Raw genomic sequence first — 22,653 nt, 5'->3', positions numbered from 1 at the left:
ACCGGACAGTAGAGACGAACGGGCCCCGTCGGGGGCAGCGCGCGCTGCCCGTTCGGTCACGTCGGGGGCGCCGAGCGCTCCGCGTAGGCCAGGTTCTGGGCGCGGATGACCGTGTCGAAGGACTGGTCGGTCCCGGCCCGGCCGTACAGCGCGAAGTAGCCGAGGGACTTGCCGTTCTGAAGCGCACTGCCGCGGTCGGCGGCCGTCTCGTACGTGAGGCTGTCGGGGCCGTCGCGCAGGATGACGGCGGCGAAGTGGTTCGCCCAGCCGTCCGCGGCCGCCCCGGTCAGATCGACGAAGTGGTTCTCACCGACGGCGGGCGCGTCACGTCGCACGCTGAGGCCGCCGTCCGGCGGAACGCCGATGAGCTGGGCGGCCGCTGCCTTGCAGTCGTTGGGGAGAGTGATCAGCAGCTCCTGCACCTGCGCCTCCTGGTTCTCGACGGCGGGGAGTCCGGCGAGGAAGTCGGCGGTCAGGCTCGGCATGATGACGGCGAGGTCGGTGAGTCCCTCCCGGCCGGCGCGTTCGGGGTAGGGGAACCGCGCGGCGATCCAGCCACCGCCCATCGTGGCCATCGCCAGCTTCATGGCTTCGGACCGCAGGCCGTCGACTGTGGAGCTCCGCGGTTCGGCCCGCGCCCGGAGCGCCGTCACGATGCGCCCGGTGAGCGCGACGAGCTGCCTGACCTCCGGCGGGTCGGTCAGCGACCGCAGATATGCGGCACGCTTGTCGCCGCGCTGTGCCGCACTGTCCCCCCGTAGGGGCTCGTGACCGGACTCCTCCGGGCTCCGGCCGGCGGCCCGTACGGCGGCCGCCGCCCTGGCCGCGTCCTTGTACACGGGCCGTACCCGGTACAGGGTGCGCTCACCGGCCTGCACCGCCGCCCCGCGCTCCAGGGTGATCGGCACCTGCTCCTGGGCGTCGAGGCGGTGCGCGGCGGTGGTGATCAGGTCTGCGTCGGCGTACGCCTCGTAGCGGCCCCGGATGGCGATACCGCCGTGTGTGGAGACCTTGTCGAAGCCGTGGGCGGCCGCTCCCTCCGCGTACCGCTGAAGGTGCTGTGGGTCCTTTGCGTGCTCCGGCGCCGGGGCCAGCGCGCGAGCGACCGCGGCGTTGCCCGCTGTCCGTTGGAGGGTGCGCAGTGCCTCCGACCGGTGCGTGGACAGGGCTGAGGCGGGGGTGCGGGGGCGTTCGGGATCGCGGGTCGCGGTCCGTGGCGCCGATTCCCCTCCCGTGGCCCGCCGTTCGTGTGCGTGCACCATGGCTCCGTTCTGGCGGCCGGTGGTTCGTTGGTCCGTGGTCCGTCCTGGGCGGCCCCACCGCCGATTTTCAGCCGCAGCGGGGAGCGCGTCCAGGGGCGGAAGGGGAGCCGAACGGGCAGGACGGTTGCCCCGTCGAACACCGGTGAGCGTCGGCGAGCACCGGCGAAGCGCCCGCATGCACGGGTGAGAAGCCCTCATGACCGGAGAAATTAGGAGGATCCGGCGTTGGTCCTCTATTGGACGTTTTCGGGGAATCGGTGTCGGTGCGCTGAGTTACGTTCGATAGAGCAGCTGTATCAACGCAGGTCCGAAGGGGCGGCGTGGCAGATCGACAGGGGCGGGGGAGCGAACAGACGGTGCGCGGCGACGCGGACGATCCGGATGAGCTTGAGGTCGCGGAGGAGCCGAGCGGCCATGACCCGGCAGACGGGCTGCGGTTTCAGGTGCTCGGCCCGGTGCGGGCCTGGCGGGGGGACCGTCCGCTGGATCTCGGCCCGCCACAGCAGCGCGCCATGCTGGGGGTGCTGCTTCTGCACGCCGGCCGTCCCGTATCCGTACCGCAGTTGGTGGACGCGCTGTGGGGCGAGCGGCCGCCGCCGCGCGCAGTGGGCACCCTGCGGACGTACGCCTCTCGGCTGCGCGGCCTACTGGAGCCGGAACGCAAGCCCCGGCAGCACGCCCGGCTGCTGGAGTCCTGCGGCGGCGGCTACGCACTACGGGTGCCCGCCGAGGCGCTGGATGCCGCCGCATTCGAGGAGCGGCTGGTCACGGCACGCCGATTGCGGGAGGCGGGCGACACCGCGGGTGCGTACGAGCAGCTGAGGAGTGCGCTCGCGCTCCCGGAGGGCGTGGCACTGGCCGGGCTGCCCGGGCCGTACGCACAGCGGCAGCGCGACCGGCTCACCGAACTGTGCGTCACCGCTCGGGAGGAGCTCTACGACTGCGTACTGAAGTCGGGCGGGCACACCGGCTCGGTCTCCGGCTCGATCTCCGATTCGATCGCCGGACTGCGCGCCTTCGCCGCCGAGCATCCGCTGCGCGAACGGGCACAGGCCCTGCTGATGCTGGCGCTGTGCCGCGCGGGCCGCCAGGCAGAGGCCCTTGAGGTGTACGCGGCCACCCGCCGCACCCTCGACGCCGAACTCGGCACCGAGCCGGGCAGGGAACTCCGTTACCTGTACGCGGAGTTGCGGGCGGGTTCGGGGAGCCGCGGGTGTGCTCCCGGTCCGAGGACCGGGCCCGGTGCCGGCCCTGCCGGTGATCGAATCCGCCCTGATCGTGCCCCTGACCGCGGCCGTGCGGGGGATGGCCGTGACGGCCGTGACCCCTGGCCCCGCCCACCCCGCCCTACCCGGGACACCTCGCGTATCGGCGCGCCACCACCCGTACCGGCTCAGCTCCCGCCCGACATCGCCGATTTCGTGGGGCGTGCCGAGACCGTCGCGTACTTGGCCTCGGCGCTGCGCGGGGCGGCCGGCGGTCGGGCACCGGTGGTGGCCACGCTCAACGGGCTCGGCGGGGTCGGCAAGACGGCGCTGGCCGTGCATGTCGCGCAGTCCGTGCGGGCCCATTTCCCCGACGGGCAGCTGTATGTGGACCTCCAGGGCACCGGCCCGGCTCCGGCCGACAGCGGCGCCGTTCTGACGCGGTTCCTGCGTGCCCTCGGCGTCGCGGAGAGCGCCGTACCGGACGGGGTGGAGCAGAAGGCCGCCCTGTACCGCTCGCTGATCGCCGATCGCGGGATCCTCGTACTGCTCGACAACGCCCGCGACAGCGCCCAGGTGCGGCCGCTGCTGCCCGGGGCACCGGCGTGCGCGGTACTGGTCACCACCCGTGGGCGGACCCTCGCGCTGCCCGGTGCCCACCGCGTCGACGTGGAGGTGATGCAGGAAGAGGACGCACTGGGGCTGCTCGGCGCGACCGTGGGGGCCGAGCGGATGGCCGCCGAGCCGGATGCCGCGCGCGAACTGGTCGCCGCCTGCGGCGGGTTGCCGCTCGCCGTGCGTATCGCCGTCGCCCGCCTGGCGTCCCGGCCGGCCCGGACCATGGCCGACCTCGTGGCCCGGCTGACCGATGAGCGGCGGCTCGATGAGCTGCGGGTGGGTGACCTGGCGGTGGAGGCGGCCTTCCGGGCCGACTACGAGGCGCTGGGGCCCGACCTCGCCCACGCCTTCCGGGCCCTCGCCCTGTGCGGCCCGCCGAGCTTCTGCCGGGGCGCCGCGGCCGCGGTGCTGGACACCACCGAGGACGAGGCGGAGGCGGCGGTCGAGGCGCTCGTCGACGCCGGGCTCGTGGAGCTGTGCGGCGACGACCACTACCGGTACCACGATCTGGTCGGCCTCTTCGCTCGGCGGCTGGGCGAGCGGCAGGACGGCCCGGGGGAGCGGGAGGCGGCACAGCATCGTCTCCTCGACCGGCTGCTGGCCACCGTCCCGGACGAGGCCGCGGCGCGCGCCCTGCACCTCCTGCCGGAACGGCGGCCCGCGCCGATGCGGCGGCGGAAGCCCGGCCGCTGCGGGGCGTCGCGCAGGCGCCGTTCCCGGATCCGCCCCCGCTCCGGACCCGGCCGCCGTGACGGTGGATCCCGGCCCCCGCGCCGCCGTCCGGAGGCCCGTACCGGCGTGCCGGCTGCTCGTTCAGGCCCGCGGGGCCGTCAGGAGCCCTATGGAGCCGTAAGGACATCCGGTTCTGCCCTCGCCTCTGCCCTCGCGCACGCTGACCCGGGCCCGGCACCACCGGTTGACTGCCCGGGTGAGCATGTGGACTTCACTGGAACCGGCCGCGATCACCGTCGACCCCGGTTCCGTCGCGAGGGTAAGGCTGCGGGTACGCAACACGGGCGACACCGTCGAGGAGTACCGGCTGCAACCGGTAGGCGCCGCGGCGGGCTGGGCACGGGTGGAGCCGAACGTGCTGCGGCTGTATCCCGGGGCCGAGGGCACGGCGGAGGTGGAATTCGCGCCCCCTCGCACGTCGGACGCCGTGGCCGGTCCCACGCCCATCGGCATACGCGTCGAGCCGGCCGAGCACCCCGAGATCCGCGATGTGGTCGAGGGGCAGCTCACGGTGGGGCCGTTCACCGAACTCCGCTGTGAGCTGGTGCCCTTGGCCGTACGCGGCCGCTGGCGCGCCAAGGCGGCGGTCGCGGTCGACAACCTCGGCAATCAGCCGCTGACGGTCTCCCTCTCCGGCCGTGAGAACGGTGACGCCCTCACCGTCGAGCCCGAGCCGCCCTCGGTCCAGGTCGCGCCGGGTCGTGCGGGCTTCGCGCAGCTCACCATCCGCCCTGGCACGGTGAGTTGGGTCGGCGGAACCAACAAGCACCCCTTCACCGTCTCCGTGCTGCGTGCCGGAGCGCCGGAGCCGACCGAGCTGCGCGGCACCTACCTCCAGCCGTCCGTGCTGCCGCGCTGGGCGATGGCGGTGTGCTCACTGCTGCTCGTGGCGGCGCTGGCCTTCGTGGCGCTGTGGTTCAAGGCAGAGCCCGATGTGACCACGAGCGCACGGGAGAAGGCCGGCGTGGCCCGCAAACTCCCGGAGAACCAGCCGAAGCCGCCCTCGCCACCGCCGCCACCGCCGTCCAAGGCCCCGGAGGAGGAGAAGCCCGAGGAGCCTCAGCCGGATCCCCCCAAGGACGAGGGCCCGAAGGAGCAGACCATCCGGTCCAACGCCAACGGTGGCTGGTACCTCCAGGCCAACGGGGGCAGTCAGGTGGACGGTACGCAGATCGGCCAGAGCGCCCAGTGGACGGGTGACCAGTTCGGCCGCAACCAGTGGTGGATCATCCACCACTTCCCCGAGGACAACACGGTTGCCCTGGAGTCGGGTAGCGCCCCGGGCAGTGTTGTCCAGCTGAAGGAGAACACCAACGAGGTCGAGCTCTGGAAGGCCGACCCCGAACAACTCAAGTCGGGTCAGCTGCCGCCTCAGCAGAAGTGGCGGCTGGTGGACGCGGGCGACGGCCGCACCCACATCGTCAACATGCGCAACCAGGAATGCCTGACCGACACGCAGAACGACAAGGGCGCGCTGTCCTGGCAGTGCTCCGACGGGCCCAACGACGCGCAGGACTGGAAGATCGCCGAAGGGCCGTGAGGCCGACCGGGGCCGGTCGACGAAAATCGACCGGCCCCGGGCCACACCAGGAGGTTCAGTCCCACAACGGCGACGCGTCCGGCACCAGCCGCCCCATCTTGCGGTACTCGCGCCGCGCCCCGGCCCGTACGTCCGCCCCGGTCACCGGCCCGCCGCGGCCCGCCGCGAGATAGCCGGCGGTCACCGCGGCCGACCGGATCGCGCCGCCGGACAGCTCGAACTCGTCGGCGCAGCCATCGAGGTCGAGGTCGTCCGCGCAGGGCGAGGCGGCAAGGCAGGAACGCCACAAGGCGGTCCGCTGTCCGGCGTCCGGGAACGGGAAGTCGACCACCAGATCCAGCCGCCGGGTGAAGGCATCGTCGATGTTGGCGCGCAGATTGGTGGTCAGTACGGCGATCCCGTCGAACGCCTCCAGCCGCTGGAGCAGATACGCGCTCTCCAGGTTCGCGTACCGGTCGTGCGAGCTCTTGACCTCCGAGCGCTTGCCGAAGACGGCGTCGGCCTCGTCGAAGAGCAGCACGGCGTCCGTGCGGTCGGCTTCGGAGAAGATCCGCTCCAGGTTCTTCTCCGTCTCCCCGATGTACTTGTCCACCACCGCGGACAGCTCCACCACATAGAGATCCAGACCCAGTTCACCGGCCACGACCTCGGCGGACAGCGTCTTTCCGGTTCCGGACTCCCCGGCGAACAGCGCCACCACGCCCCGGCCGCGCCCACCGCCGGTGCGCAGCCGCCACTCGCCCAGCACCTTCTCCCGATGCCGCGCCCGCTGCACCAGTTCGTGCAGCAGAGCCAGCGGTTCGGGCGGCAGGACGAGACCGTCGAAGCCGACGGCGGGTCGTACCCGCCGGGCGTGCCGGTCCAGCAGCGGCGCGGACTGCTGGCGCGCGCTGTGCTGGATATGGGCGGCGGTCAGCGGCGTCCCGTCGAACGCGGCGAGGGCGGTGGCCGCACGGGCCGCCCGGCGGATCTGAGCGGCGCCCAGCCGGTACGGCGCGACGGCTTCAGTGAGGTCGAAGCGACCGTCCACGGAACCGAGTTCGGTGCTCCAGACCTCGCCCGCCGCCGCCCCGTCGTCCGGCGCGTCCAGCGCGAACAGCCCCGAATCCGGGGCCCAGCCCGGGTCGTACGGCTCGCTTCCGAAGAAGACCACCGGCACGTCCCCGCGCGCCAGCGACCTGACGAGCGCGTCGGGCCGATCCGGCAGCGGCCCCACGACGACCGCGGCCCGCCGCAGCCGTGCCTCCCGCAGCAGCGCACCCGCCAGGCCCGCTCCGTCACCGCGGTCGCCATCCGGGCGATACCGCAGCACGGGCAGGCCGGCGCGCCGCAGCCCGTCGGCCACCGGTCCGGCGGCGGTACCGGGCCGGCGCTCCCGCAGATGTACGGCGAGCGGCCGCTCGCTCGCGAGCACCGCGAGTCGCCTGGCGAAGGCCCGGGCTCCGGTGCGGGCCTCGCTGCCCGTACGGCCCGCGGACCGCTGCCGCGCTTCCAGCAACTCCACGTCTCCGCCAGTGAGTTCAGGATCGAGGCCGTCGTCCCCCAGCAGATGGGCCACCACCCGCTCCGGCACCCGCAGCGCCCGTCCCGGCAGCGGCCGGTCCTCGTCCTCGACGACGAGCAGCCCACCGGACAGCAGCGGCGCGGAGGGGTGGAAGCGGGCGCGGGCCGTGGGCTCGTACGGGCCGGTGCCCGCGAGGTCCAGCGCCAGAGAGACCGTGGCACGGCGACGCCCGACATCGTCGTTGAGGTAGCCGTACAGCGGCTCGAAGCTCCGGTCCACATCGGGCGCGAGCGCGGCCAGGAGGACATGCATGTCCAGGCCCGACAACCCGAACCGCTCGGCGAGCGCGACCGCCCGATCCGATGGGTCCCAGGGGCCCGAGCCGTGGCCCTCCGGTCCGTCCACGTAAGCCCCGGGTACATACGTCTCGCCCGGAGACGCCTCACCCGTGCCCTCCGACGGTGGCCGCGTGGCCAGCCTTCTGGCCGCATCCGGGGTCACGTACAGCCCGCGCAGCGGGTCCGCGGCCGTCGGATCGTCGGCGCTGCGCCGCTCGACCAGCTCGGCCACCCGCTCCCGCAGCCCCGCCAGCCGGCCGATCAGCGCACCACTGGCACTCTCGATCACCGCTGTGCCACTCACCGCTCCTCCTCGCTGCCCCTTGCGGACGGCGAGGCACCTGGAACGGACCGGAGCATCCGGGGCTCGGAGTCGCCGGGGACGCCGTCGATTCCGCGGACGACCGTGACCGCGCCCTCCGTGACCGGCGGCGCCACCTCGTACGCGGGGGAGACCGGGAAGGGCACGGTGATCACCACGTCCAGGGACGGCTTGAGTTCGCCGCCCAGCGCCGACCAGATATCGGCGATCGAGCGGGATTCGGCGGGCGGCACCGCGACCGTGAGCGGGATGCTCACCTCCAGCGCGCGCAGTGCGTTCGGCAGCGCGGCCGCCGGGAGGATCTCGTGCGAGAGCAGGCACCCCAGCGCGGCGGAGAGCAGCCGGTGCTCGTCCTCCGGGCGTGTGGTCCACGCCGTGACCAGGTAGGACAACCGGAACCAGCGTGGTGGCTGACGTCTGCGCACGACCACACCATCGGGTCCGCGTTCCGATATCGCGCCGCGCTCGCGGCGTACGACCTCCTCGCGGATGTCGTACAGATACGCATTGAGCGTGGGCGCGTTGCGCCGCGCCGCCCAGTCGCGGGTCGGCGCCTCGAACGCGATGTCCCCGGCGCCGTCCGGCAGCACCCCGCCGCGCAGCACGGACCGCATCGCCTCATCGACTTCGTGAATCACGCCCGTACCCCCGCCCGATGCCCCGCCGCCTGAATTTCTTCCACCAACTCCGTCACCGCTGCTTCGCCCTCGCCTCTCGCATCCCTGCCTGTCTTTGCCACCGCACCCATGTGCGCGTCAGCTGCCGCCCCCATCAGATGTATCCCTCTCGAAGCGCGTACGCGACGGCGTGCGCCCGGTTGTGCAACTGCAGCCGCGTCATCAGCGCGTGCAGAATGTTCTTGACGGTGCGTTCGGAGTAGGCGAGTTTCTGGGAGATCTGCCGGGTGTCCATCCCCTCGGCGACCAGCCGCAGCACATCGACCTCGCGCGGCGCCATCCCGAGCGTCGGTACGAGCCCCGCGGGGGTGGACGCCTCCATCGATCGCTGCAACTGCCCCACCTGTGTGAGCAGCCTGCTGATCAGGTCCGGCGGGAGGTCTCCCTCACCGCGCGCCGCGCTCTGCACCGCCCGCAGCAGCCGCTGCGGGGTGGTCTGATGACGCCAGAGGATGGCTCGCACGCCGTACTCCACCACCGCCATCAGGTCCGGCTCGCGCAGATCCCGGGCGATCAGCACCACCCGCTGCTCACCACCCCGTACGAGCCGTCTCAGCTCGGCCGCCGCGATCTCGTCGAACTGGTCGATGGGCATGATCGCGACGCTCCCGACCGCCTCCCCACCGTCTTGCTTCTCCGGCCCACGTTCCGCCTGTTCCGCCCGTCTGGCCGCCGCGCCGCCCTGATCCTGGACGATCTCGACGGTGGGCTGGTGCTGTAAGTGACTGACGACCCCGGCTCGACTGAGCGGGTCGGCGGCGTGCACCGACACCGTGACACGTGTATCCAGCACTTATGTTCCTCGTCTCGCCCCCGTTTTACCGACTGCCGCAGAATGCGCGAAGGCAATCAACAGACGCTTACCGGGTGGTCAACGCGAGACGCGAACCCTTGAGCGCTCCAGGCGGCGAGGTTTGGAGGGGGCCGGAGGGGGCTGGAAGGGGCGCCTTCAGGACGCGGCGCTCCCGACGAAGCCGAGCAGATCGATGAGATATCGATGAGATGCCGTGTGTTGCGGAACTCTCGGCCAGGAGGCCAGGAGGCCAGGAGGCCAGGAGGCCAGGAGGCCAGGAGGCCAGGAGGCCAGGAGGTCAGCCGGTCAGGCCGAGGCTCTTCTTGGCCAGGTCGAACGCCGGGAGCATCGCCTTGTGCTCGTCCGCGTTGAGCCCTCCGAGGTGGAGGACCACGCCACCGTGCTTGGTCATCACCGCCAGCGCGCGTTCGGGCCTGACCTCGCCGGCCGCCAGGTCGGTGACGGTGTAGCCGGCCTCGGTGGCGGACAGGCCGCCGGCCTTGACCTTGCGGAACGTGACGTGGCTCTCGAAGTTCTCGGCGGCGACGAACTCCTTCACCAGGGCGCGGGCCGTGCCACCGGGCGCGGCAGCGCCCTTGGTGCCGGACCACACGGTGAGGAAGCCGATGTGCCCGGCGGGCTTGGCGTCGAGCTCGCAGGCGGGGGTGAGCGGCCCCTGGTGGCCGAGCGGGCCCATCTGCTTCACCGTCGCCCGCGTGATGGCCTGTGCCTTCCAGGACGTCGCGAGGATGAAGTGCACCGGCAGGTCGCACGCCGTGCCCTTGTCGCCCAGCTTCTTCTCGGCGACCTTCTTCGTGTCGTCCTCACCCCAGCCGAACGAACAGCCGCTGAGCACGCTCATCGCGACCACCACCCCCACCACGGCCTGCGATGCCTTACGCATTCCGAAAATCCCCCGCCCTTGAGCATGAAGTTCTGAAAAATCGCCGCAGCATATACGACATGTTTGATCTCGAACCACAGCTTTTTCGTCTTCGCTGCCGGCGCCCGAACACGGGAGGCGTCACGCTGGGGGTGAACCGTCGTCCGGGCTGCGGAGAGCCCGGATCACGGACCAGGCGACCGAGACCATGGGTACCGCCACGACAGCGCCGATGACCCCGGCGACGATGCTGCCGGCGATGACGCAGATGGCGACGACCACCGGATGGAGCCGCACCGCCCAGCTCAACACGAGCGGGTGCAGCACATGGCCTTCGAACTGGCCGATGACGACGATGAGCGACAGTACGACCAGGGCGACGATGGGGCCACGACCCGCCAGAGCCACCATGGTGGCCACCGCCAGCGCGATGGGCGAGCCGATCAGCGGGATGAAGGCGGCGACGAACTCGAGCAGGGCCAGTGGCAGGGCCAGCGGCACCCGCAGTACGAACAGTGCGAGTCCGACGAGTAGGGCGTTGGTGCCGGCCACGATGATGATGCCGCGGGTGTATCCGGCGAAGGTGTGCCATGCGGCCTGCCCGGCGCCGCGCCACCGGGAACGGGCGGTCTCCGGCAGCTGCGCGCAGCTCCATAGCCACAGCCGTTCACCTGAGTGGATGAAGAAGACCGAGCAGAAGAGAGCCAGCGCACCACCAGTGACCAACTCGATGGCCCGGCCGGCCCCGCTGAGCGCCCCGCTGATCAGGGTGGAGCGATGCGAGGCCAGGAAGGAGGCGATCTTTCCCTGCAGGTCTGCCAGCGCAGCATGGCTGACGTGGAACGGTGATCCTTCGAGCCATCGCTTGATCCGGTTGATGCCCCCGCCGAGCTCCTCCGTGAGCTGGCTCCATTCCCCCGCCACCGCGTTGCCCACCAGGGCCAGCAGGGCCAACACCACCACAATGCTGCTCAGCACGGATACCACTACTGCCACGGCTCGGGGCAGTCGGCGGCTCATCAGGTCGGTCAGTGGTCGCAGCACCGAGGTGATCACCAAGGCGAGGAACACCGCGACCGCGACGAGCTGGAAGCGGCCCAGCACCGTGAACGCCGCGTACACCACGGCCCCGACCGCCAGCAGCCGCCACGCATACGCGGCGGCCATCCGCAGTCCGGACGGGACCGAAGCGCCGACTCCGCGCGCCCGAACGCCGGGTACGGCCGACATCGACCGGACCCGGCCCACCGCTTTCGCCGGCCGGCTGCCCAGAACGACGTGCCGTGGACGGCCTTGCCGCGGTCCACGCCTGTTGGGCCGCTGGGCAGGGCGGCCATACCTGTCGCTCACCTGGGCACTTCCTCCCGCGTCCCAGTGCGGTTCGCGCTGCTGGAGAGACGCCCGCCTCGGGCAGGTCGACACAAGTATCGAATGATCATTTATCCCGGAAAGGCCGGAGGAAAACCACCGCCATGTGGGGGCCGTGCCCGGGACTCGCCCACGGGTGCGGGACAGCGCCAGACGGCAACAGCAGGATGCCCGAACCGTAGAAGTGCCTGCCGGTCCAGTGAGATCTCCGCTGCGAGGCTCTTGAAGTCACCGCCGAAGTCCGAACGGTGATGATTCCGGGCCATGCGTCGGCAAAGCGCGAGGATGGCGGCGGCACCGCCCGACGGCGTCAGGCCGCAATCAAGCCAGTCGCCGGATTTCGACGGCCCGCGGAGCAACATCCCCTGCCCGCCACGATGGCAAGCCGTCGGCGTTCGGGTGAAACCCCTGGCAGCGGCTGCCGGGCCGGCTCAGGCGCTGTCGGCGAGCGCCATGTGCCCCTGGGCACGGGCGCAGTGGGCGCAGCAGAAGAACTGGCCGTCGGATTGATGACCGTGACCGAGGATGCGGCAGCCGCAGTTCTCACAGACGGGTGCGAGTTTGTGTGCCGCGCATTCGAAGCAGTCGAAGGTGTAGGCGGTGCCGGCCACCCGTACTTCGAAAGCCATCTCGTACTCGTTGCCGCAGACCTCACAGGCTGCCATGGTGCGCTCCTTTCCTGAGCCGGGGCAGATCGGGTTTCCGCCCCCGAGGGGGTTTACTCATGTCCTCACGGGATCCGTGTCCCAGCGCGCCGCAGAGGTCCATTTGGAGCGGTACACGCCTCATAGTCCCCCGACCGGCGCGCCGCGGGCCGCTGCGGTTTCTTCGCCGTCATCTGGGGGACCAGGGGCCGTCCGGTGGTCCGTCACCGCTCGCTGCATCGGGTCATCTTCGACCTGCATCACGTTAACTGCCTGCTTGGCCGGGAACCCGTGGCCCTGACACCGACACAGCGGCGATCGGCTGGCCAACGGACCGAAAGGCTCGTACTTCATGGAGCATGGCGCAGACGTCATCGAGGAACTGACCGGTGACCATCGTGTGATGGACGGGCTCTTCGAACAGTTGGACGTCCTGGAGGCCGGATGCATCGAACGCAAGCTGTTGCTTGATGCCCTGACCATCGAGCTGGTGCGCCACTCGGTCGCCGAGGAGATGCACCTCTACCCTGCCGTTCGCGAGCACCTGGAGAACGGTGACGTGCCGGCGGACAACGAAATCGCCGATCACGATCACGTCGAGGAAGGCCGGCCGCACACATCTGGGCTCGGCCTCAACACCACAGGAGAAAGGAACGACCTCTCATGCAGATTGCCTTTCTGGTAGCGCCCGAAGGTGTGGAACAGGTCGAACTGACCGAACCCTGGCAAGCGGTCCTGGACTCGGGTGATGTTCCGCAACTGGTCTCCACCAAAAGCGGACGGATTCAGGCGTTCCACCACTTGGACAAGGCCGATACCTTCTCGGTGGACCGTACGGTCGCCGCGGCGGAAGTGACGGAGTACGGCGGCCTGGTCCTGCCCGGCGGCGTCGCCAATCCCGATGCCCTGCGCATGGACAAGGACGCAGTCGCTTTCGTCAGGGGGTTCTTCGAGCGGGGCAGGCCCGTTGCGGCCATCTGCCACGCGCCGTGGACGCTGATCGAGGCTGACGTCGTACGGGGACGCACGCTGACCTCTTGGCCCAGCCTGCAGACCGATATCCGCAACGCCGGCGGCACCTGGGTCGACGAGCAGGTCAAGGTGTGTACCGCGGGCCGCAACACGCTGATCACCAGCCGGAAGCCGGGGGACCTGAAGGCCTTCTGCGCGACCTTCGTCGCGGAATTCGCCCGGGCCGGAAGGGCAGCCTGAGAGGGCGGACAGGAGACAGCAACAGCGACGAGCGCACTTCACTGACGACCCGGCCGCCGGTCCGCTCACGACTAACCCAGGCGTACCGGTCGACCGCACCGACGACCCTCTCCAAGGCGGGGGGGGGCCGGGGCGCCGCTCGACGAGGAATACCCCCGTACCTGACCACGGGACGCAGCGTCTACCACTGGCACACCCGCACCAAGACCGCCCGTGCGCCGGAGCTGAACAATGCCGCTCCCGACGTATGGGGCGAGGTGCGCCCCCGGGACGCCGAACGCCCGGGCATCGCCGAGGGAGATCTCGTGCGCGTGACCTCTCGCCGTGGCGATGTCGAGGCGCCCGCGGTCCGGCGGGGTACGCGCACCGGCCTTGTGTTCCTTCCCTTCCACTACGGCTACTTCGACCAGGCCGACCCTGAGCGGCACGATCGGGCTGCCAACGGGCGATGCCGCGGCCGGTGGCCGGCCCGTGGTCGTCACCGACGCGACGTTGTCCGCCACTTCCTCCGAGTCCGGCGATCCGGCCTTGCGGCAAAGGAAGCAGCGATGAACGGGCTGGGTGGCCTTCTGCACGAACTGGCATCAAGGAGTCGGCGCCGCAGGCCGTCCTCGTCCCGTGAACCCGTCGAGCGAGGAGGGATCGGACAGGACCGCCTCGGTTGAGGCCGGATGCTGCTATGCCGGGTCAGGCGGCCCGGGTGTGGTGATCCAGCAAGCGGGTGAGCAACCGCACGAACTGGTCGCGTTCGGCCGGACTCAGCGGTGCGAGCAGTTCGTCGTGGAGGTCGTCCAGGACCTTGTCGAGGCGGCGCAGATGACGGCGGCCTCGGGCGGAGATCGTGATGATGTTGCGGCGCCGGTCGTCGGGATCCGGTGCCCGCTCGACGAGGTCACGCTCGGTCAGTTCGTTGAGCACGCCGACCATGTCGCTGCGGTAGATGCCGGTGCGCGTGCTCAGCGTCGCTTGGCTGCCCGGTCCGAAATCCTGCAGTGAGGCGAGCACGGCGTAGTGCCACTTGCGGGCGTCGACCTGGGCCAGCCCCTCGTTGATCAGCCGGTCCGACCGCGCGGTCAGCTGCGACAGCAGTCGGCTCGCCCGTCGACGCAGCCTGTCTGGCGTCTTGGGCGCGCCGTCGTCGGGCAGGTCGGCAGCATCGGCTCTGATCACGGCGCCCATCCTATCCGTTGCGTTAGTCCGACTAACGATGTACGTTCACTCGCGCCGAGAACGTTAGTGAGACCAACGTTTCCTCGGTGAATTCGAAGGAAGGAAGACCCACCATTCCCATCAAGATCCAGTCGTTGCAGATTCCCACCCCTGACGGTCAGGCCGATGCCTTTGCCGCCTTCCCCGACGATGGCGAGCGGCACCCAGGGGTGCTGATGTACGCGGACGCCTTCGGCATCCGGCCCGTGTTGCGGGAGATGGCCCGCGAACTGGCCGGGCACGGCTACTACGTGCTCGTCCCCAACTTCTTCTACCGGCACGGCCCGACACCGGTGGTCGAGCTTCCCGAGTACATCGGAGAAGAGGTCCGGCCCGCGGTCATCGCGCAGGTGATGCCCTTGATCGAGGCGCACACGCCCGAACGTGTCCTGAGCGATGCCGACGCCTACCTCAGGTTCCTCACCACCCAGCCCGAAGCCGGCGCCGGACCGGTCGCGGTGACCGGCTACTGCATCGGCGGCCTCCTGGCGATGCGCACCGCCGCGGCCCACCCCGGCCAGGTGGCCGCCGTCGCCGGATTCCACGGCCCCGTGGGCGCCGACGGGCCCGACAGCCTGCACCGCCTCACCGCCCAGGTCCACTTCGGCCACGCCGAAACCGACCTGACGCCCGAGGCCCTCGGCGAGCTCAACCAGGCCTTGGATGCCGCAGGTGTCGACTACACCTCCGAGATCTACCCCGGCACCGTCCACGGCTTCACCATGTCCGACACCGACGCCTTCAACCCCGCCGCACTGCAGCTTCACTGGGACCGCCTGCTCTCCCTCCTCGGCCGCACCTTGACCGACAGCTGAGACTCCGGCTCGGAAACCGACCGTTCGGGGGCGGCACATGGCCGTCCCCGGGCGGTTCGGTGCCGTCAGGGTCCATGCCCCGGGGCAGTGACAGGTGGACCGGCTGCCGGGCCCCTACAGGGCACTCCAGCTGCTGCGACGTGAGTCGGTCCGCTCTTCGGGAACCCGTGCTATGTCAGTTCACTGCAAGCCACCGAGCCGAGGGCCTGTGGCGCGCGGTCCGGAACTGCGTCGACGCAGGGCGTCACGCCGGTGACGGACACGCCGCCCCAGGCCTGGGGCGGGCCGGAGAGACGAGGGCCCGCAGCCGTGCACGCTGGAGGGCGCATCCGGCGTCGGCTGATCGGCCCGACAACCTCTGGGAGCCCGCCGACGGCAAGGACGGGCATGACTACGGGGCCCACGGCCCCTTCGACGACCGTGCCGTCACCCGCTCACTCCTCACGGCGCTCGCCCGCCACCCCGCCCGGTGGCGGGCGGCCTGCTCGGCGCCGCTCTCGCGGCCATCTTGACCCGGACGGCGCTGCGGCGCCGGGGCGGTTGCACGGCTGGATCGGGGCCATGCTGGTAGCTGTGGACAGTGCCGCGGCCGCGGCACCTCCCAGCCACTGGGAGCCGCGACGCGTCCGAAGAGCGAATCGATACCGGCCCGACACTGCCGGGAGGTAGGTATGGAGTCCCACCCACAGCAACCCGCACAGGGTCGCCACGAGTCCACGGAGGAGCGGGCCGATCGCCGATGGGCGGAACTCCTGCAGGAAGTCCGGGTCACCCAGACCGGCGTGCAGATTCTGTTCGGCTTTCTCCTCACCGTTGTCTTCACACCAAAATTCGCCACCCTCTCCGAAACCGACCGAATGATCTACGTGGTGACTGCCCTATTGGGAGCCGCCACCACCGGGTTGCTCATCGGGCCGGTGACCTTCCATCGGTTCGTCACAGGCCGCCACATCAAGCCCGAGACCGTGATCTGGGCCTCGCGGCTGACCATGTTGGGGGCCGTGTTCCTCCTGGCCACCGTCGCCTCCGCCCTGCTGCTCATCCTGCGGGTCGCCATGAACGACAGCGCGGTGCCCTGGTTGGTCGGAGGGCTGGTGGTGTGGTTCGTGCTGTGCTGGTTCGCGCTGCCTGCGTGGGCGCGCCACCACTACCACGCCAGGAAGTAGCACTCCCGTTCCGCTTGCCTCCACGGCCTCTTGGCCAGGGGCTCTTCCGCCGCGCCGCGCCGCGCGATCCGCTCTCGCGCACCGGCCGGGCCGGCTCCGGCGCAGGTGCGATGCGGTCCGCCGCGCGGCACAGTGAGAGGTGCGGCATCCGGAGAAAGGCGGGCGGACGCGTGACGGCATGCTGCGCCACCGCGGTTCCACGGCCTCCGCGACGACAAGCGCCCCGAGGACGTCGTGCGCGAACGACACCGGCACCGAGCCGAACAGGGGCCCTCACCATGTCCGCCACCGCACTCGTCGTGATCGACATGCTCAACTCCTACGAGCACGAGGACGCCGAACTGCTACTGCCCTCGGTGCGCACGGTCCTCCCGCACCTCACCTCGCTGATCGAACGGGCTCGGCGGAGCGATATCGAGGTCATCTACGTCAATGACAATTTCGGGCTGTGGCGCTCACACCATGACGAACTGCTGGACACCGTGCTCGGCGGCCCCCACGCGGACCTGGTGGAGCCGGTCCGCCCGGACGACCTTTCACTGTTCGTGGTCAAGGCGCGACACTCGATCTTCTATCAGACGCCCCTGGAATACCTGCTGCGCCAGCACGGCATCGACAGGATCGTGCTCTGCGGTCAGGTCACCGAACAATGCGTGCTCTACTCGGCCCTCGACGCCCATATCCGGCACTTCGGCGTCACCGTCGTCGAGGACGCCTGCGCGCATATCCACCAGGACCTCGCGCATGCCGCCCTGTGCATGATGGAACGCAATATGCAGGCCCGTATCCTCAGCTCCACCGCCGAGGAACTCTTCTGAATTACTTCCCCGGTGGAGAGGCCGAGCAGAGCGCAGGCCCATGGACGCCCCGGCGCGGGATACTGAGAGAGCCGTGACGATTACCGCGCGTGCTCGCTCGCGAGAACTCCGGGCTGCCGGAGTCCGCACGGCCAAGGCCCTCGGCCGCTGATCAGCCCCGGTTACTCGGTAAGCAGGCGGTTGAAGAACGAACGGTAATGACGCAGTGCCATGCGGAGGCCCTCGGTGTCCACTTGCTCGCCGCGATTCCACTGCTTTTCCAGTGCCTGCTTGTGGTCGGCAAACGTCGTGGCAAGGCTCTGCATAACCTCCGCGACCAACTCATCGGCACCGTGCACCGCTTGCTGCGGGTCGTCCACAAACCTGCTTTGGATCTCCTGCCAGCGGCCGCGGAACCCATCGGCATCCTCTGCCGAAAGGAGCTGTGGAGCCTCTTCCTCGTCATTGCGCGTTTCCTCGGAACGAGGTGTCGCGGTCTCTGCCGATGCAGGGGCGGCTTCGCCGGGGAGGCTGGGCGCTTCGGTGGCGGACTGCGGTTCCTCGTCCGGAGGAGTCTCGGCAGGATGAGCCAGATCTTCGGTGGTCAGGCCCCTCTGCGCGAGGCCGGAGTCGGGTGCTCGGTCGGGTTGCATGGTTGCGTCCCTCGGATGCTGTGAATGGCGTTGTCGCTCAGGCGGGAGCGTGTCGGGCCTGGCCGCCGTCGGAGAGCAGTTCGTCGAACAGGGCGCGGTAGTGCACCATGGCGCCCCGCAGCTGCTCGGTGGTGGCCTTGTGCTGGGTACCCAGAGCATCGACCTCGTGGGCGGCGCGATAGTGCTCCAGCGTACGGCTGTGCTCGACGGAGAGGTCCCTGAGCTGCTGCTCGTAGTCTTCGGTCGGGTAGCCCCGCTCGTGCATCAGCGACGACACCAGACGGTCCGCATCATGCACAGCCGCCTCCGGACGGTCGACGAACTCCTCCTGCACACCGACCCAGTCGCGGCTGTACCGCTCACGGCTGCTGCTCGGAAGGGGCTTGATCTCCAGCGAATCATGGCGCTTCTCGCGCGATCTCAGCTCCCGCTCGCCGGCCAGCCGGCTGTCGGCGTCCGCAACGGTGCGTTCGTACTCCGGCCCGAAGCGTTCCCGCAAGCGGCGCCGTCGGCTTACGAAAAGCGTGATTCCGACGGCAAGTAGCGCAACCACCACCACGACGGGAATGATGATCGCCAGAAGGGTCCCTGTTGACATCGGGCGAACCTCCTTACAAAGAACCTCCTTGCAAAGGCTCTTTCCTCAGAGTAGAACGCGGGGATTTGGTTGACAGGGCAACCGCGTCGGGCCGAGGGCATCCGCGGGCCCGACCTGGATGATGCCGGCGTTGGCGATGACGATGTCCAGGCTGCCGTGGCTCTCGGCGATCTCGGCAAGGCGATCACAGACCGCGGCGGCATCCCGCACATCGCACAGACGCCGCGCACCGAGCCCGCGCCCGGCACGTCGAGCTTGGCGACGGCCCTGCTGAGTTCGGACGCATCCCTGGCCAGGAGTACCACGTCACAGCCCCGCGGCAGGAGTTGGCGAGCAAGGAGCAGGCCAAGCCCTCGCGAGCCGCCGGTGACTGCGGCGGTCAGTCCTGCGATGGACGGAGCGGCCGGTACCACGTGCACGATGAGCCCTGCCCTTCTCGTCGCGTTGCACCCACGACGCTTCCCGGTGGCGCTCGACTCGGCGAAAGTATGCGCTTGCGGTGCGCAGGAAAGCTGGAACTAGGGCGCCACTCGGCAAGGACGGCGAATGGTGGTCCACGAGCGTCGCGCCCCGTGTACGGGAAGACAGATCGACTCGCGTTATCGGAGGTCTGGGGCTACCACGGAAGCAGGAGGACGGTACGGCCACTTCACCACGTACAGGGTGGGCGGCGAAGGGAGGCACTGTGACTCTCGTGCCACAAGGCGGAGGAGCCGTTTCCAGAGGCGGCGGGGGCTCCGGCAGCCTCTACGACATCCTCGACCTGATCTTGGACCGCGGTCTGGTCATCGATATCTTCGCCCGGGTGTCGCTGGTCGGCATAGAGATCCTCAAGATCGATGCCCGCATCGTCGTGGCCAGCGTCGACACCTACCTCCGTTTCGCGGAGGCCTGCAATCGCCTCGACCTGGAGTCCGGAGCCAAGAAGCCCCAGGGGCTGCCGGACCTGGTCGGTGAGCTCACCGAAGGCGAATCGGAAGGCGAGGGCAAGAGCGCCCTCAGCGGCGCTGCCGAGGCGGTGAGCCAGGCCCTCAAGGGCAGCGGCGATGACGACGAGTCCGAGGACAGCAGCAAGGAACCCGTGGGAAAGCGGAGACCGTCCCGACGGCCGGTCCGAGGCCGAAGGGAATGAGCGATGGCCGTATACGTCTACTCCATCGTCGCGAGCGCCCACCCGCAGTGCCTGGACGGCCTCGACGGTATCGGCGACCCACCCGGCAAGTTGCGCACGGTATCCGCTGGGCAGCTCTCCGCGGTCGTAAGCGAAGCCCCCAGCGATCTGAAGGCAGAGCACCGCGACCTCGTTGCACACCAGGCCGTCCAGGAACGGCTGATGGCCGACGGCACGGTCCTCCCGCTGCAGTTCGGCTTCACGACCACCGACGACGACGCCGTGCGCACGGTACTGGACGACGCCGCGGACGATCTGAACGAGCGATTGCGGAGGCTGGAGAACTGCGTCGAGTACCAACTCAAGGCCGCCCAGGACGAAGACGCGCTGCTCCGCCACATCCTCGCCGAGTCCGACGAGGCCAGCGACCTCAACGTGCAGATCAAAAGTGGCCATGGCGGCCCAGACCTGCCGCTCACTCTCGGTGAAACGGTCGCCCAGGAGGTGCAGGTCCGCCAGGACCGTCTCATCACCTCGATCGTTGAGGCGCTGCGGAGCCTGGCCCGAGACGAACGTCTCTCGACCCCCACCGGTGACGACTTCCTGAACGTGTCCTTCCTGGTGGATCGGGACCACGAGGACCGCTTCCGCACCGCCGAGAAGAGTCTCGCCGACGAGCTGGGCACCGACCTCGACCTGCGGCTGCGCGGACCGCTCCCCACCTACAGTTTCGTCTAGCGACCTCCCCTGGCCTGCGGACCAGGCAGAGGAGGTGAAGAGTGCGCGGTTCCTTGACACAACGGCGAGTGCAACGCCCCGACCGGTCCCAGATGTTAGTCAGGGGGACCCGTCACTGGTGCCCGCCGCAACCCGCATGGCACCACCACTTCCCGAAGGTCCGGCTCGGATAACCACCTGACCCCGCGGGGAACGCGTCGCTCCGACACAGCGACGATCGGCAGGCCAAGGGACGGACGGGCTCGTACTTCATGGAGCGCCGACCGTGGTCGGTATCCCTACCCCACGGCCAAGAAAGCGAATAGTCGTGGCCGTCACGGACCCGGGCTGTCCCGCCTCGCGCATAACCCTTGAAAAGGGGCGAAAATGGATGCGTGATCGACGGCCGCTGCCACGATGGCACCACGCCAAATGACTAGGAGTAGCCATGCCCGCAGGTTCGAGCAAAAAGCGCGAGCGGCAATACGAGCACGTCAAGGAGAGCGCCGAACAGCGAGGTGAATCGACCAAGCGGGCGAAGGAGATCGCCGCCCGGACGGTGAACAAGGAACGCGCCCGTTCCGGCGAGTCGAAGACCGCCAGCAAGGTCTCCACCCAGGACAGGAAGTCCGCTTCGCAACGCGGCGGCGAACGTTCCCACAGCGGACCCCAGGGACCCACCAAGGACCAGCTCTACGAGGAGGCCAAGAAGAAGAACATCGAAGGGCGGTCCAACATGAGCAAGCAGCAGCTCCGCAACGCCCTCGGCCGCTGAACGCCGCCCTGGCCTGACGGTCGCCACGTCGGCCTCCGGACGCGCTCAGGGAGGATTGCTCGGGGACGCGGCAGGACCCGGAGTATTCGACGCAGACAGTCACAGCCACAGCCACAGCCACAACCGCTCTGCTCAGTCTCGGCCAGGCCTCCCGTGCCGCAAACGCCCGTCGGACGTCGCTGACCGAGAGGCGCGCCGCGCAAGCCCAGGTCGCCTCGGCACTTCGCGGCCCGCGAGGTTACGAGATCATGCGTCTAGACACGGTCAGCGTCGAGCGGGTCGCCTTGCAGGTGCCGTATGAGCGCGGCACGGTGCAGATCGGCGACCGGACCGAGGAGGTCCGGATGGCGCAGCAGTGCCGTCGCCCGGCGATCGCTGTCATCGGGCCGAGTCAGCCGGCGGAAGTCGAGGCTCATCCCGGCGGCATGCTCACCTCTCGCAAGCGCGATCACCGCCTCCTCGGCGAGCTCCGGCGTGGTGAGCAGGCATGCGGCCCAGCTCGCCACGACCTCGTCGACCCAGCTGCGCCACGGCTCCTCTGCCGCATCGGACCCGGACGCGTCGGCTCCGGTAATCCAGTCCAGCCAGGCCGAGCCCCCGGGGCCGACCAGGGCGACCACGGCGGCATCCGCCGCCGTCGGGTAGCGCAGCCATGCCGCGACCGTGGCTGCCTGGCGGGCCTGGGCCTCTGCCAGGGCAGCGTCGAGGACACCACCGGTCACGGGGTACGAGCGCAGCAACCACTGCACGGTGGAGGCTATGACCGGCGAGATATCGGCGGACAATCGGCATCCCTTCTCTGACGCGCCACGGAAAACCCGCGGGTCGTGGATCCTTGCGGGCGCTGCGGAGTCGGCCCCGTAATCCCGGGCACCCGGCAGCGTAGAGGCAAGGAGTATCGGGCGAAATGACGCAGGTCACGCATAGTGTCGAAAGGTGCCACATCCGCCCTCTGCTCCCGGCCCGGATGTCGCGTCCCGGTCCTGTGGCACGCCGCCGACGTGCCACAACACGGGTGACGGTGCGGAGCCAACCAGGGCCAGGGTTTCCCTCCCCCCGTTAGTGGTCGCCGTGCCCGGGAACACGTGGTGAGCGCCCGCCGCACGACTGCGCGGGGTTCCGGACCACTGATCTTCAGGAGGCACATATGACGCATGGCGGCAACATCATCGACGAACTGAGCACGGACCATCGCGAGGTCGAGGACCTCTTCGGGCGGATCGAGGCGCTGCCCGGCGGCCACCCGGACCGCAAGCAGCTCATCGACGAGGTCACCATCGAGCTCGTACGGCACTCCGTCGCCGAGGAGATGTACCTGTACCCGGCGGTACGCGAGCACGTGGCCAACGGCGGCGCCATGGCCGACAAGGAGCTCAAGGACCACGGGGAGGTGGAGAAGATCCTCAAGAGGCTCGAAGGCTGCTCCGCCGACGACCCGCAGCTGGACCAGCTGTTCATGGCGCTCAAGGAATCGGTCACCAGCCACGTGCAGGACGAGGAGATCAACCTCTTCCCCCAGCTGCGCGCAGCCTGCTCCGCGGAGGCACTGGACACACTCGGCGACAAGATCCGTACGGCGAAGAAGGTGGCCCCCACCCGTCCGCACCCCTCCGCCCCCGTCACACCGCCGGCGAACAAGATCCTCGCGCCGGGGGCCGGGCTGGTGGACCGGGTCAGGGACTTCGTCAGCGGCCGGGGGAAGTCCTGATCGGCC

General features: G+C 69.8%; 24 protein-coding genes. 12 read left to right on the top strand and 12 right to left on the bottom strand.

Features of this window, described 5'->3' with window-relative positions:
• Nucleotides 1–56: 56 nt before the first annotated feature.
• On the bottom strand, nucleotides 57–1,262 hold the full coding sequence (locus WAB15_RS02965; RefSeq protein ID WP_407285191.1) for a hypothetical protein: 1,206 nt from the start codon (nucleotides 1,260–1,262) through the stop codon (nucleotides 57–59).
• Nucleotides 1,263–1,582: 320 nt separating this feature from the next.
• Between WAB15_RS02965 and WAB15_RS02960 the strand changes: the two genes are divergently transcribed.
• A complete protein-coding gene (locus WAB15_RS02960) occupies nucleotides 1,583–4,357 on the top strand; it encodes a BTAD domain-containing putative transcriptional regulator (protein ID WP_407285190.1) in 2,775 nt (924 codons plus the stop codon).
• On the top strand, nucleotides 4,245–5,357 hold the full coding sequence (locus WAB15_RS02955; RefSeq protein ID WP_407285189.1) for an RICIN domain-containing protein: 1,113 nt from the start codon (nucleotides 4,245–4,247) through the stop codon (nucleotides 5,355–5,357). The genes WAB15_RS02960 and WAB15_RS02955 overlap by 113 nt, the downstream gene beginning before the upstream one ends.
• 55 nt (nucleotides 5,358–5,412) lie before the next feature.
• Here WAB15_RS02955 and WAB15_RS02950 read toward each other — a convergent pair whose 3' ends face one another.
• From WAB15_RS02950 to WAB15_RS02925, 6 genes are all read right to left on the bottom strand, one after another.
• Nucleotides 5,413–7,503 carry an ATP-binding protein gene (locus WAB15_RS02950; protein WP_407285188.1) on the bottom strand — a complete coding sequence of 697 codons (2,091 nt, stop codon included), beginning with the start codon at nucleotides 7,501–7,503 and terminating at the stop codon, nucleotides 5,413–5,415.
• Entirely contained in the window at nucleotides 7,500–8,159 is a 660-nt protein-coding gene (locus WAB15_RS02945; RefSeq protein ID WP_407285187.1) for a DUF4255 domain-containing protein, read from the bottom strand. Before WAB15_RS02945 ends, WAB15_RS02950 begins: the two co-directional genes overlap by 4 nt.
• 133 nt (nucleotides 8,160–8,292) lie before the next feature.
• On the bottom strand, nucleotides 8,293–8,793 hold the full coding sequence (locus WAB15_RS02940) for a LuxR C-terminal-related transcriptional regulator (RefSeq protein WP_407285186.1): 501 nt from the start codon (nucleotides 8,791–8,793) through the stop codon (nucleotides 8,293–8,295).
• 496 nt (nucleotides 8,794–9,289) lie between these two features.
• Complete coding sequence (locus WAB15_RS02935; RefSeq protein ID WP_407285185.1) at nucleotides 9,290–9,895, bottom strand: lipoprotein; 606 nt, start codon at nucleotides 9,893–9,895, stop codon at nucleotides 9,290–9,292.
• Nucleotides 9,896–10,015: 120 nt separating this feature from the next.
• Nucleotides 10,016–11,104, bottom strand: coding sequence for an AI-2E family transporter (locus WAB15_RS02930; RefSeq protein WP_407285184.1), 1,089 nt, complete (start codon nucleotides 11,102–11,104; stop codon nucleotides 10,016–10,018).
• A 569-nt stretch (nucleotides 11,105–11,673) separates the two neighbouring features.
• Nucleotides 11,674–11,907, bottom strand: coding sequence for a hypothetical protein (locus WAB15_RS02925; RefSeq protein ID WP_399144985.1), 234 nt, complete (start codon nucleotides 11,905–11,907; stop codon nucleotides 11,674–11,676).
• A 331-nt stretch (nucleotides 11,908–12,238) separates the two neighbouring features.
• Between WAB15_RS02925 and WAB15_RS02920 the strand changes: the two genes are divergently transcribed.
• Genes WAB15_RS02920 through WAB15_RS02910 form a run of 3 tightly spaced genes read left to right on the top strand, consistent with a single transcriptional unit; the run spans nucleotide 12,239 to nucleotide 13,763 of the window.
• The gene (locus tag WAB15_RS02920; RefSeq protein ID WP_407285183.1) at nucleotides 12,239–12,571 is read left to right on the top strand and encodes a hemerythrin domain-containing protein; all 333 of its coding nucleotides are present in this window, start codon (nucleotides 12,239–12,241) and stop codon (nucleotides 12,569–12,571) included.
• Nucleotides 12,550–13,098: a type 1 glutamine amidotransferase domain-containing protein gene (locus tag WAB15_RS02915; protein ID WP_399144987.1), complete on the top strand. Its 549-nt coding sequence runs from the start codon at nucleotides 12,550–12,552 to the stop codon at nucleotides 13,096–13,098. The genes WAB15_RS02920 and WAB15_RS02915 overlap by 22 nt, the downstream gene beginning before the upstream one ends.
• The gene (locus WAB15_RS02910) at nucleotides 12,990–13,763 is read left to right on the top strand and encodes a molybdopterin dinucleotide binding domain-containing protein (RefSeq protein WP_407285182.1); all 774 of its coding nucleotides are present in this window, start codon (nucleotides 12,990–12,992) and stop codon (nucleotides 13,761–13,763) included. Before WAB15_RS02915 ends, WAB15_RS02910 begins: the two co-directional genes overlap by 109 nt.
• A 22-nt stretch (nucleotides 13,764–13,785) precedes the next feature.
• Here WAB15_RS02910 and WAB15_RS02905 read toward each other — a convergent pair whose 3' ends face one another.
• Nucleotides 13,786–14,277 carry a MarR family winged helix-turn-helix transcriptional regulator gene (locus WAB15_RS02905; protein ID WP_399144988.1) on the bottom strand — a complete coding sequence of 164 codons (492 nt, stop codon included), beginning with the start codon at nucleotides 14,275–14,277 and terminating at the stop codon, nucleotides 13,786–13,788.
• A 77-nt stretch (nucleotides 14,278–14,354) separates the two neighbouring features.
• Between WAB15_RS02905 and WAB15_RS02900 the strand changes: the two genes are divergently transcribed.
• The 3 genes from WAB15_RS02900 (at nucleotide 14,355) to WAB15_RS02890 (ending at nucleotide 17,106) form a co-directional block, all read left to right on the top strand.
• Entirely contained in the window at nucleotides 14,355–15,122 is a 768-nt protein-coding gene (locus tag WAB15_RS02900; protein ID WP_407285181.1) for a dienelactone hydrolase family protein, read from the top strand.
• A gap of 671 nt (nucleotides 15,123–15,793) precedes the next feature.
• Entirely contained in the window at nucleotides 15,794–16,288 is a 495-nt protein-coding gene (locus tag WAB15_RS02895) for a DUF6328 family protein (protein ID WP_407285180.1), read from the top strand.
• 278 nt (nucleotides 16,289–16,566) lie between these two features.
• Nucleotides 16,567–17,106: a cysteine hydrolase family protein gene (locus tag WAB15_RS02890; RefSeq protein ID WP_407285179.1), complete on the top strand. Its 540-nt coding sequence runs from the start codon at nucleotides 16,567–16,569 to the stop codon at nucleotides 17,104–17,106.
• Between the two features lie 161 nt (nucleotides 17,107–17,267).
• On the opposite strand, the gene WAB15_RS02885 is transcribed toward WAB15_RS02890, so the two are convergent.
• Genes WAB15_RS02885 through WAB15_RS02875 form a run of 3 tightly spaced genes read right to left on the bottom strand, consistent with a single transcriptional unit; the run spans nucleotide 17,268 to nucleotide 18,749 of the window.
• A complete protein-coding gene (locus WAB15_RS02885) occupies nucleotides 17,268–17,738 on the bottom strand; it encodes a hypothetical protein (RefSeq protein ID WP_407285178.1) in 471 nt (156 codons plus the stop codon).
• A 37-nt stretch (nucleotides 17,739–17,775) separates the two neighbouring features.
• Entirely contained in the window at nucleotides 17,776–18,336 is a 561-nt protein-coding gene (locus WAB15_RS02880) for a hypothetical protein (protein ID WP_399144992.1), read from the bottom strand.
• Nucleotides 18,252–18,749, bottom strand: a complete 498-nt coding sequence (locus tag WAB15_RS02875) for an SDR family NAD(P)-dependent oxidoreductase (RefSeq protein WP_407289148.1) — start codon at nucleotides 18,747–18,749, stop codon at nucleotides 18,252–18,254. Before WAB15_RS02875 ends, WAB15_RS02880 begins: the two co-directional genes overlap by 85 nt.
• A gap of 272 nt (nucleotides 18,750–19,021) precedes the next feature.
• Between WAB15_RS02875 and WAB15_RS02870 the strand changes: the two genes are divergently transcribed.
• The 3 genes from WAB15_RS02870 to WAB15_RS02860 all read left to right on the top strand — a co-directional run bounded on the left by WAB15_RS02870 (nucleotide 19,022) and on the right by WAB15_RS02860 (nucleotide 20,939).
• On the top strand, nucleotides 19,022–19,468 hold the full coding sequence (locus tag WAB15_RS02870; protein WP_399144994.1) for a gas vesicle structural protein GvpA: 447 nt from the start codon (nucleotides 19,022–19,024) through the stop codon (nucleotides 19,466–19,468).
• Between the two features lie 3 nt (nucleotides 19,469–19,471).
• Nucleotides 19,472–20,185, top strand: a complete 714-nt coding sequence (locus tag WAB15_RS02865) for a GvpL/GvpF family gas vesicle protein (protein ID WP_407285177.1) — start codon at nucleotides 19,472–19,474, stop codon at nucleotides 20,183–20,185.
• 427 nt (nucleotides 20,186–20,612) lie between these two features.
• Complete coding sequence (locus tag WAB15_RS02860) at nucleotides 20,613–20,939, top strand: plasmid stabilization protein (RefSeq protein WP_407285176.1); 327 nt, start codon at nucleotides 20,613–20,615, stop codon at nucleotides 20,937–20,939.
• Between the two features lie 254 nt (nucleotides 20,940–21,193).
• Here WAB15_RS02860 and WAB15_RS02855 read toward each other — a convergent pair whose 3' ends face one another.
• Nucleotides 21,194–21,724, bottom strand: a complete 531-nt coding sequence (locus WAB15_RS02855; RefSeq protein ID WP_407285175.1) for a hypothetical protein — start codon at nucleotides 21,722–21,724, stop codon at nucleotides 21,194–21,196.
• Nucleotides 21,725–22,086: 362 nt separating this feature from the next.
• Here WAB15_RS02855 and WAB15_RS02850 point away from each other — a divergent pair, with 362 nt between their 5' ends.
• The gene (locus WAB15_RS02850) at nucleotides 22,087–22,647 is read left to right on the top strand and encodes a hemerythrin domain-containing protein (RefSeq protein WP_407285174.1); all 561 of its coding nucleotides are present in this window, start codon (nucleotides 22,087–22,089) and stop codon (nucleotides 22,645–22,647) included.
• Nucleotides 22,648–22,653 lie beyond the last annotated feature (6 nt).

The sequence above is a fragment of the Streptomyces sirii genome (assembly GCF_045690365.1).
Lineage (GTDB): Bacteria > Actinomycetota > Actinomycetes > Streptomycetales > Streptomycetaceae > Streptomyces > Streptomyces sirii.
Note: the sequence above shows the minus strand (reverse complement) of the source record. Positions and strands in the feature narration are given on the sequence as shown.

Coding starts and splice junctions, on each gene's coding strand:
- WAB15_RS02965 (WP_407285191.1), bottom strand. CDS start 1,262: ATGGTGCACGCACACGAACGGCGGGCCACGGGAGGGGAATCGGCGCCA.
- WAB15_RS02940 (WP_407285186.1), bottom strand. CDS start 8,793: ATGCCCATCGACCAGTTCGACGAGATCGCGGCGGCCGAGCTGAGACGG.
- WAB15_RS02935 (WP_407285185.1), bottom strand. CDS start 9,895: ATGCGTAAGGCATCGCAGGCCGTGGTGGGGGTGGTGGTCGCGATGAGC.
- WAB15_RS02930 (WP_407285184.1), bottom strand. CDS start 11,104: ATGTCGGCCGTACCCGGCGTTCGGGCGCGCGGAGTCGGCGCTTCGGTC.
- WAB15_RS02925 (WP_399144985.1), bottom strand. CDS start 11,907: ATGGCAGCCTGTGAGGTCTGCGGCAACGAGTACGAGATGGCTTTCGAA.
- WAB15_RS02920 (WP_407285183.1), top strand. CDS start 12,239: ATGGAGCATGGCGCAGACGTCATCGAGGAACTGACCGGTGACCATCGT.
- WAB15_RS02915 (WP_399144987.1), top strand. CDS start 12,550: ATGCAGATTGCCTTTCTGGTAGCGCCCGAAGGTGTGGAACAGGTCGAA.
- WAB15_RS02905 (WP_399144988.1), bottom strand. CDS start 14,277: ATGGGCGCCGTGATCAGAGCCGATGCTGCCGACCTGCCCGACGACGGC.
- WAB15_RS02895 (WP_407285180.1), top strand. CDS start 15,794: ATGGAGTCCCACCCACAGCAACCCGCACAGGGTCGCCACGAGTCCACG.
- WAB15_RS02890 (WP_407285179.1), top strand. CDS start 16,567: ATGTCCGCCACCGCACTCGTCGTGATCGACATGCTCAACTCCTACGAG.
- WAB15_RS02885 (WP_407285178.1), bottom strand. CDS start 17,738: ATGCAACCCGACCGAGCACCCGACTCCGGCCTCGCGCAGAGGGGCCTG.
- WAB15_RS02880 (WP_399144992.1), bottom strand. CDS start 18,336: ATGTCAACAGGGACCCTTCTGGCGATCATCATTCCCGTCGTGGTGGTG.
- WAB15_RS02865 (WP_407285177.1), top strand. CDS start 19,472: ATGGCCGTATACGTCTACTCCATCGTCGCGAGCGCCCACCCGCAGTGC.
- WAB15_RS02860 (WP_407285176.1), top strand. CDS start 20,613: ATGCCCGCAGGTTCGAGCAAAAAGCGCGAGCGGCAATACGAGCACGTC.
- WAB15_RS02850 (WP_407285174.1), top strand. CDS start 22,087: ATGACGCATGGCGGCAACATCATCGACGAACTGAGCACGGACCATCGC.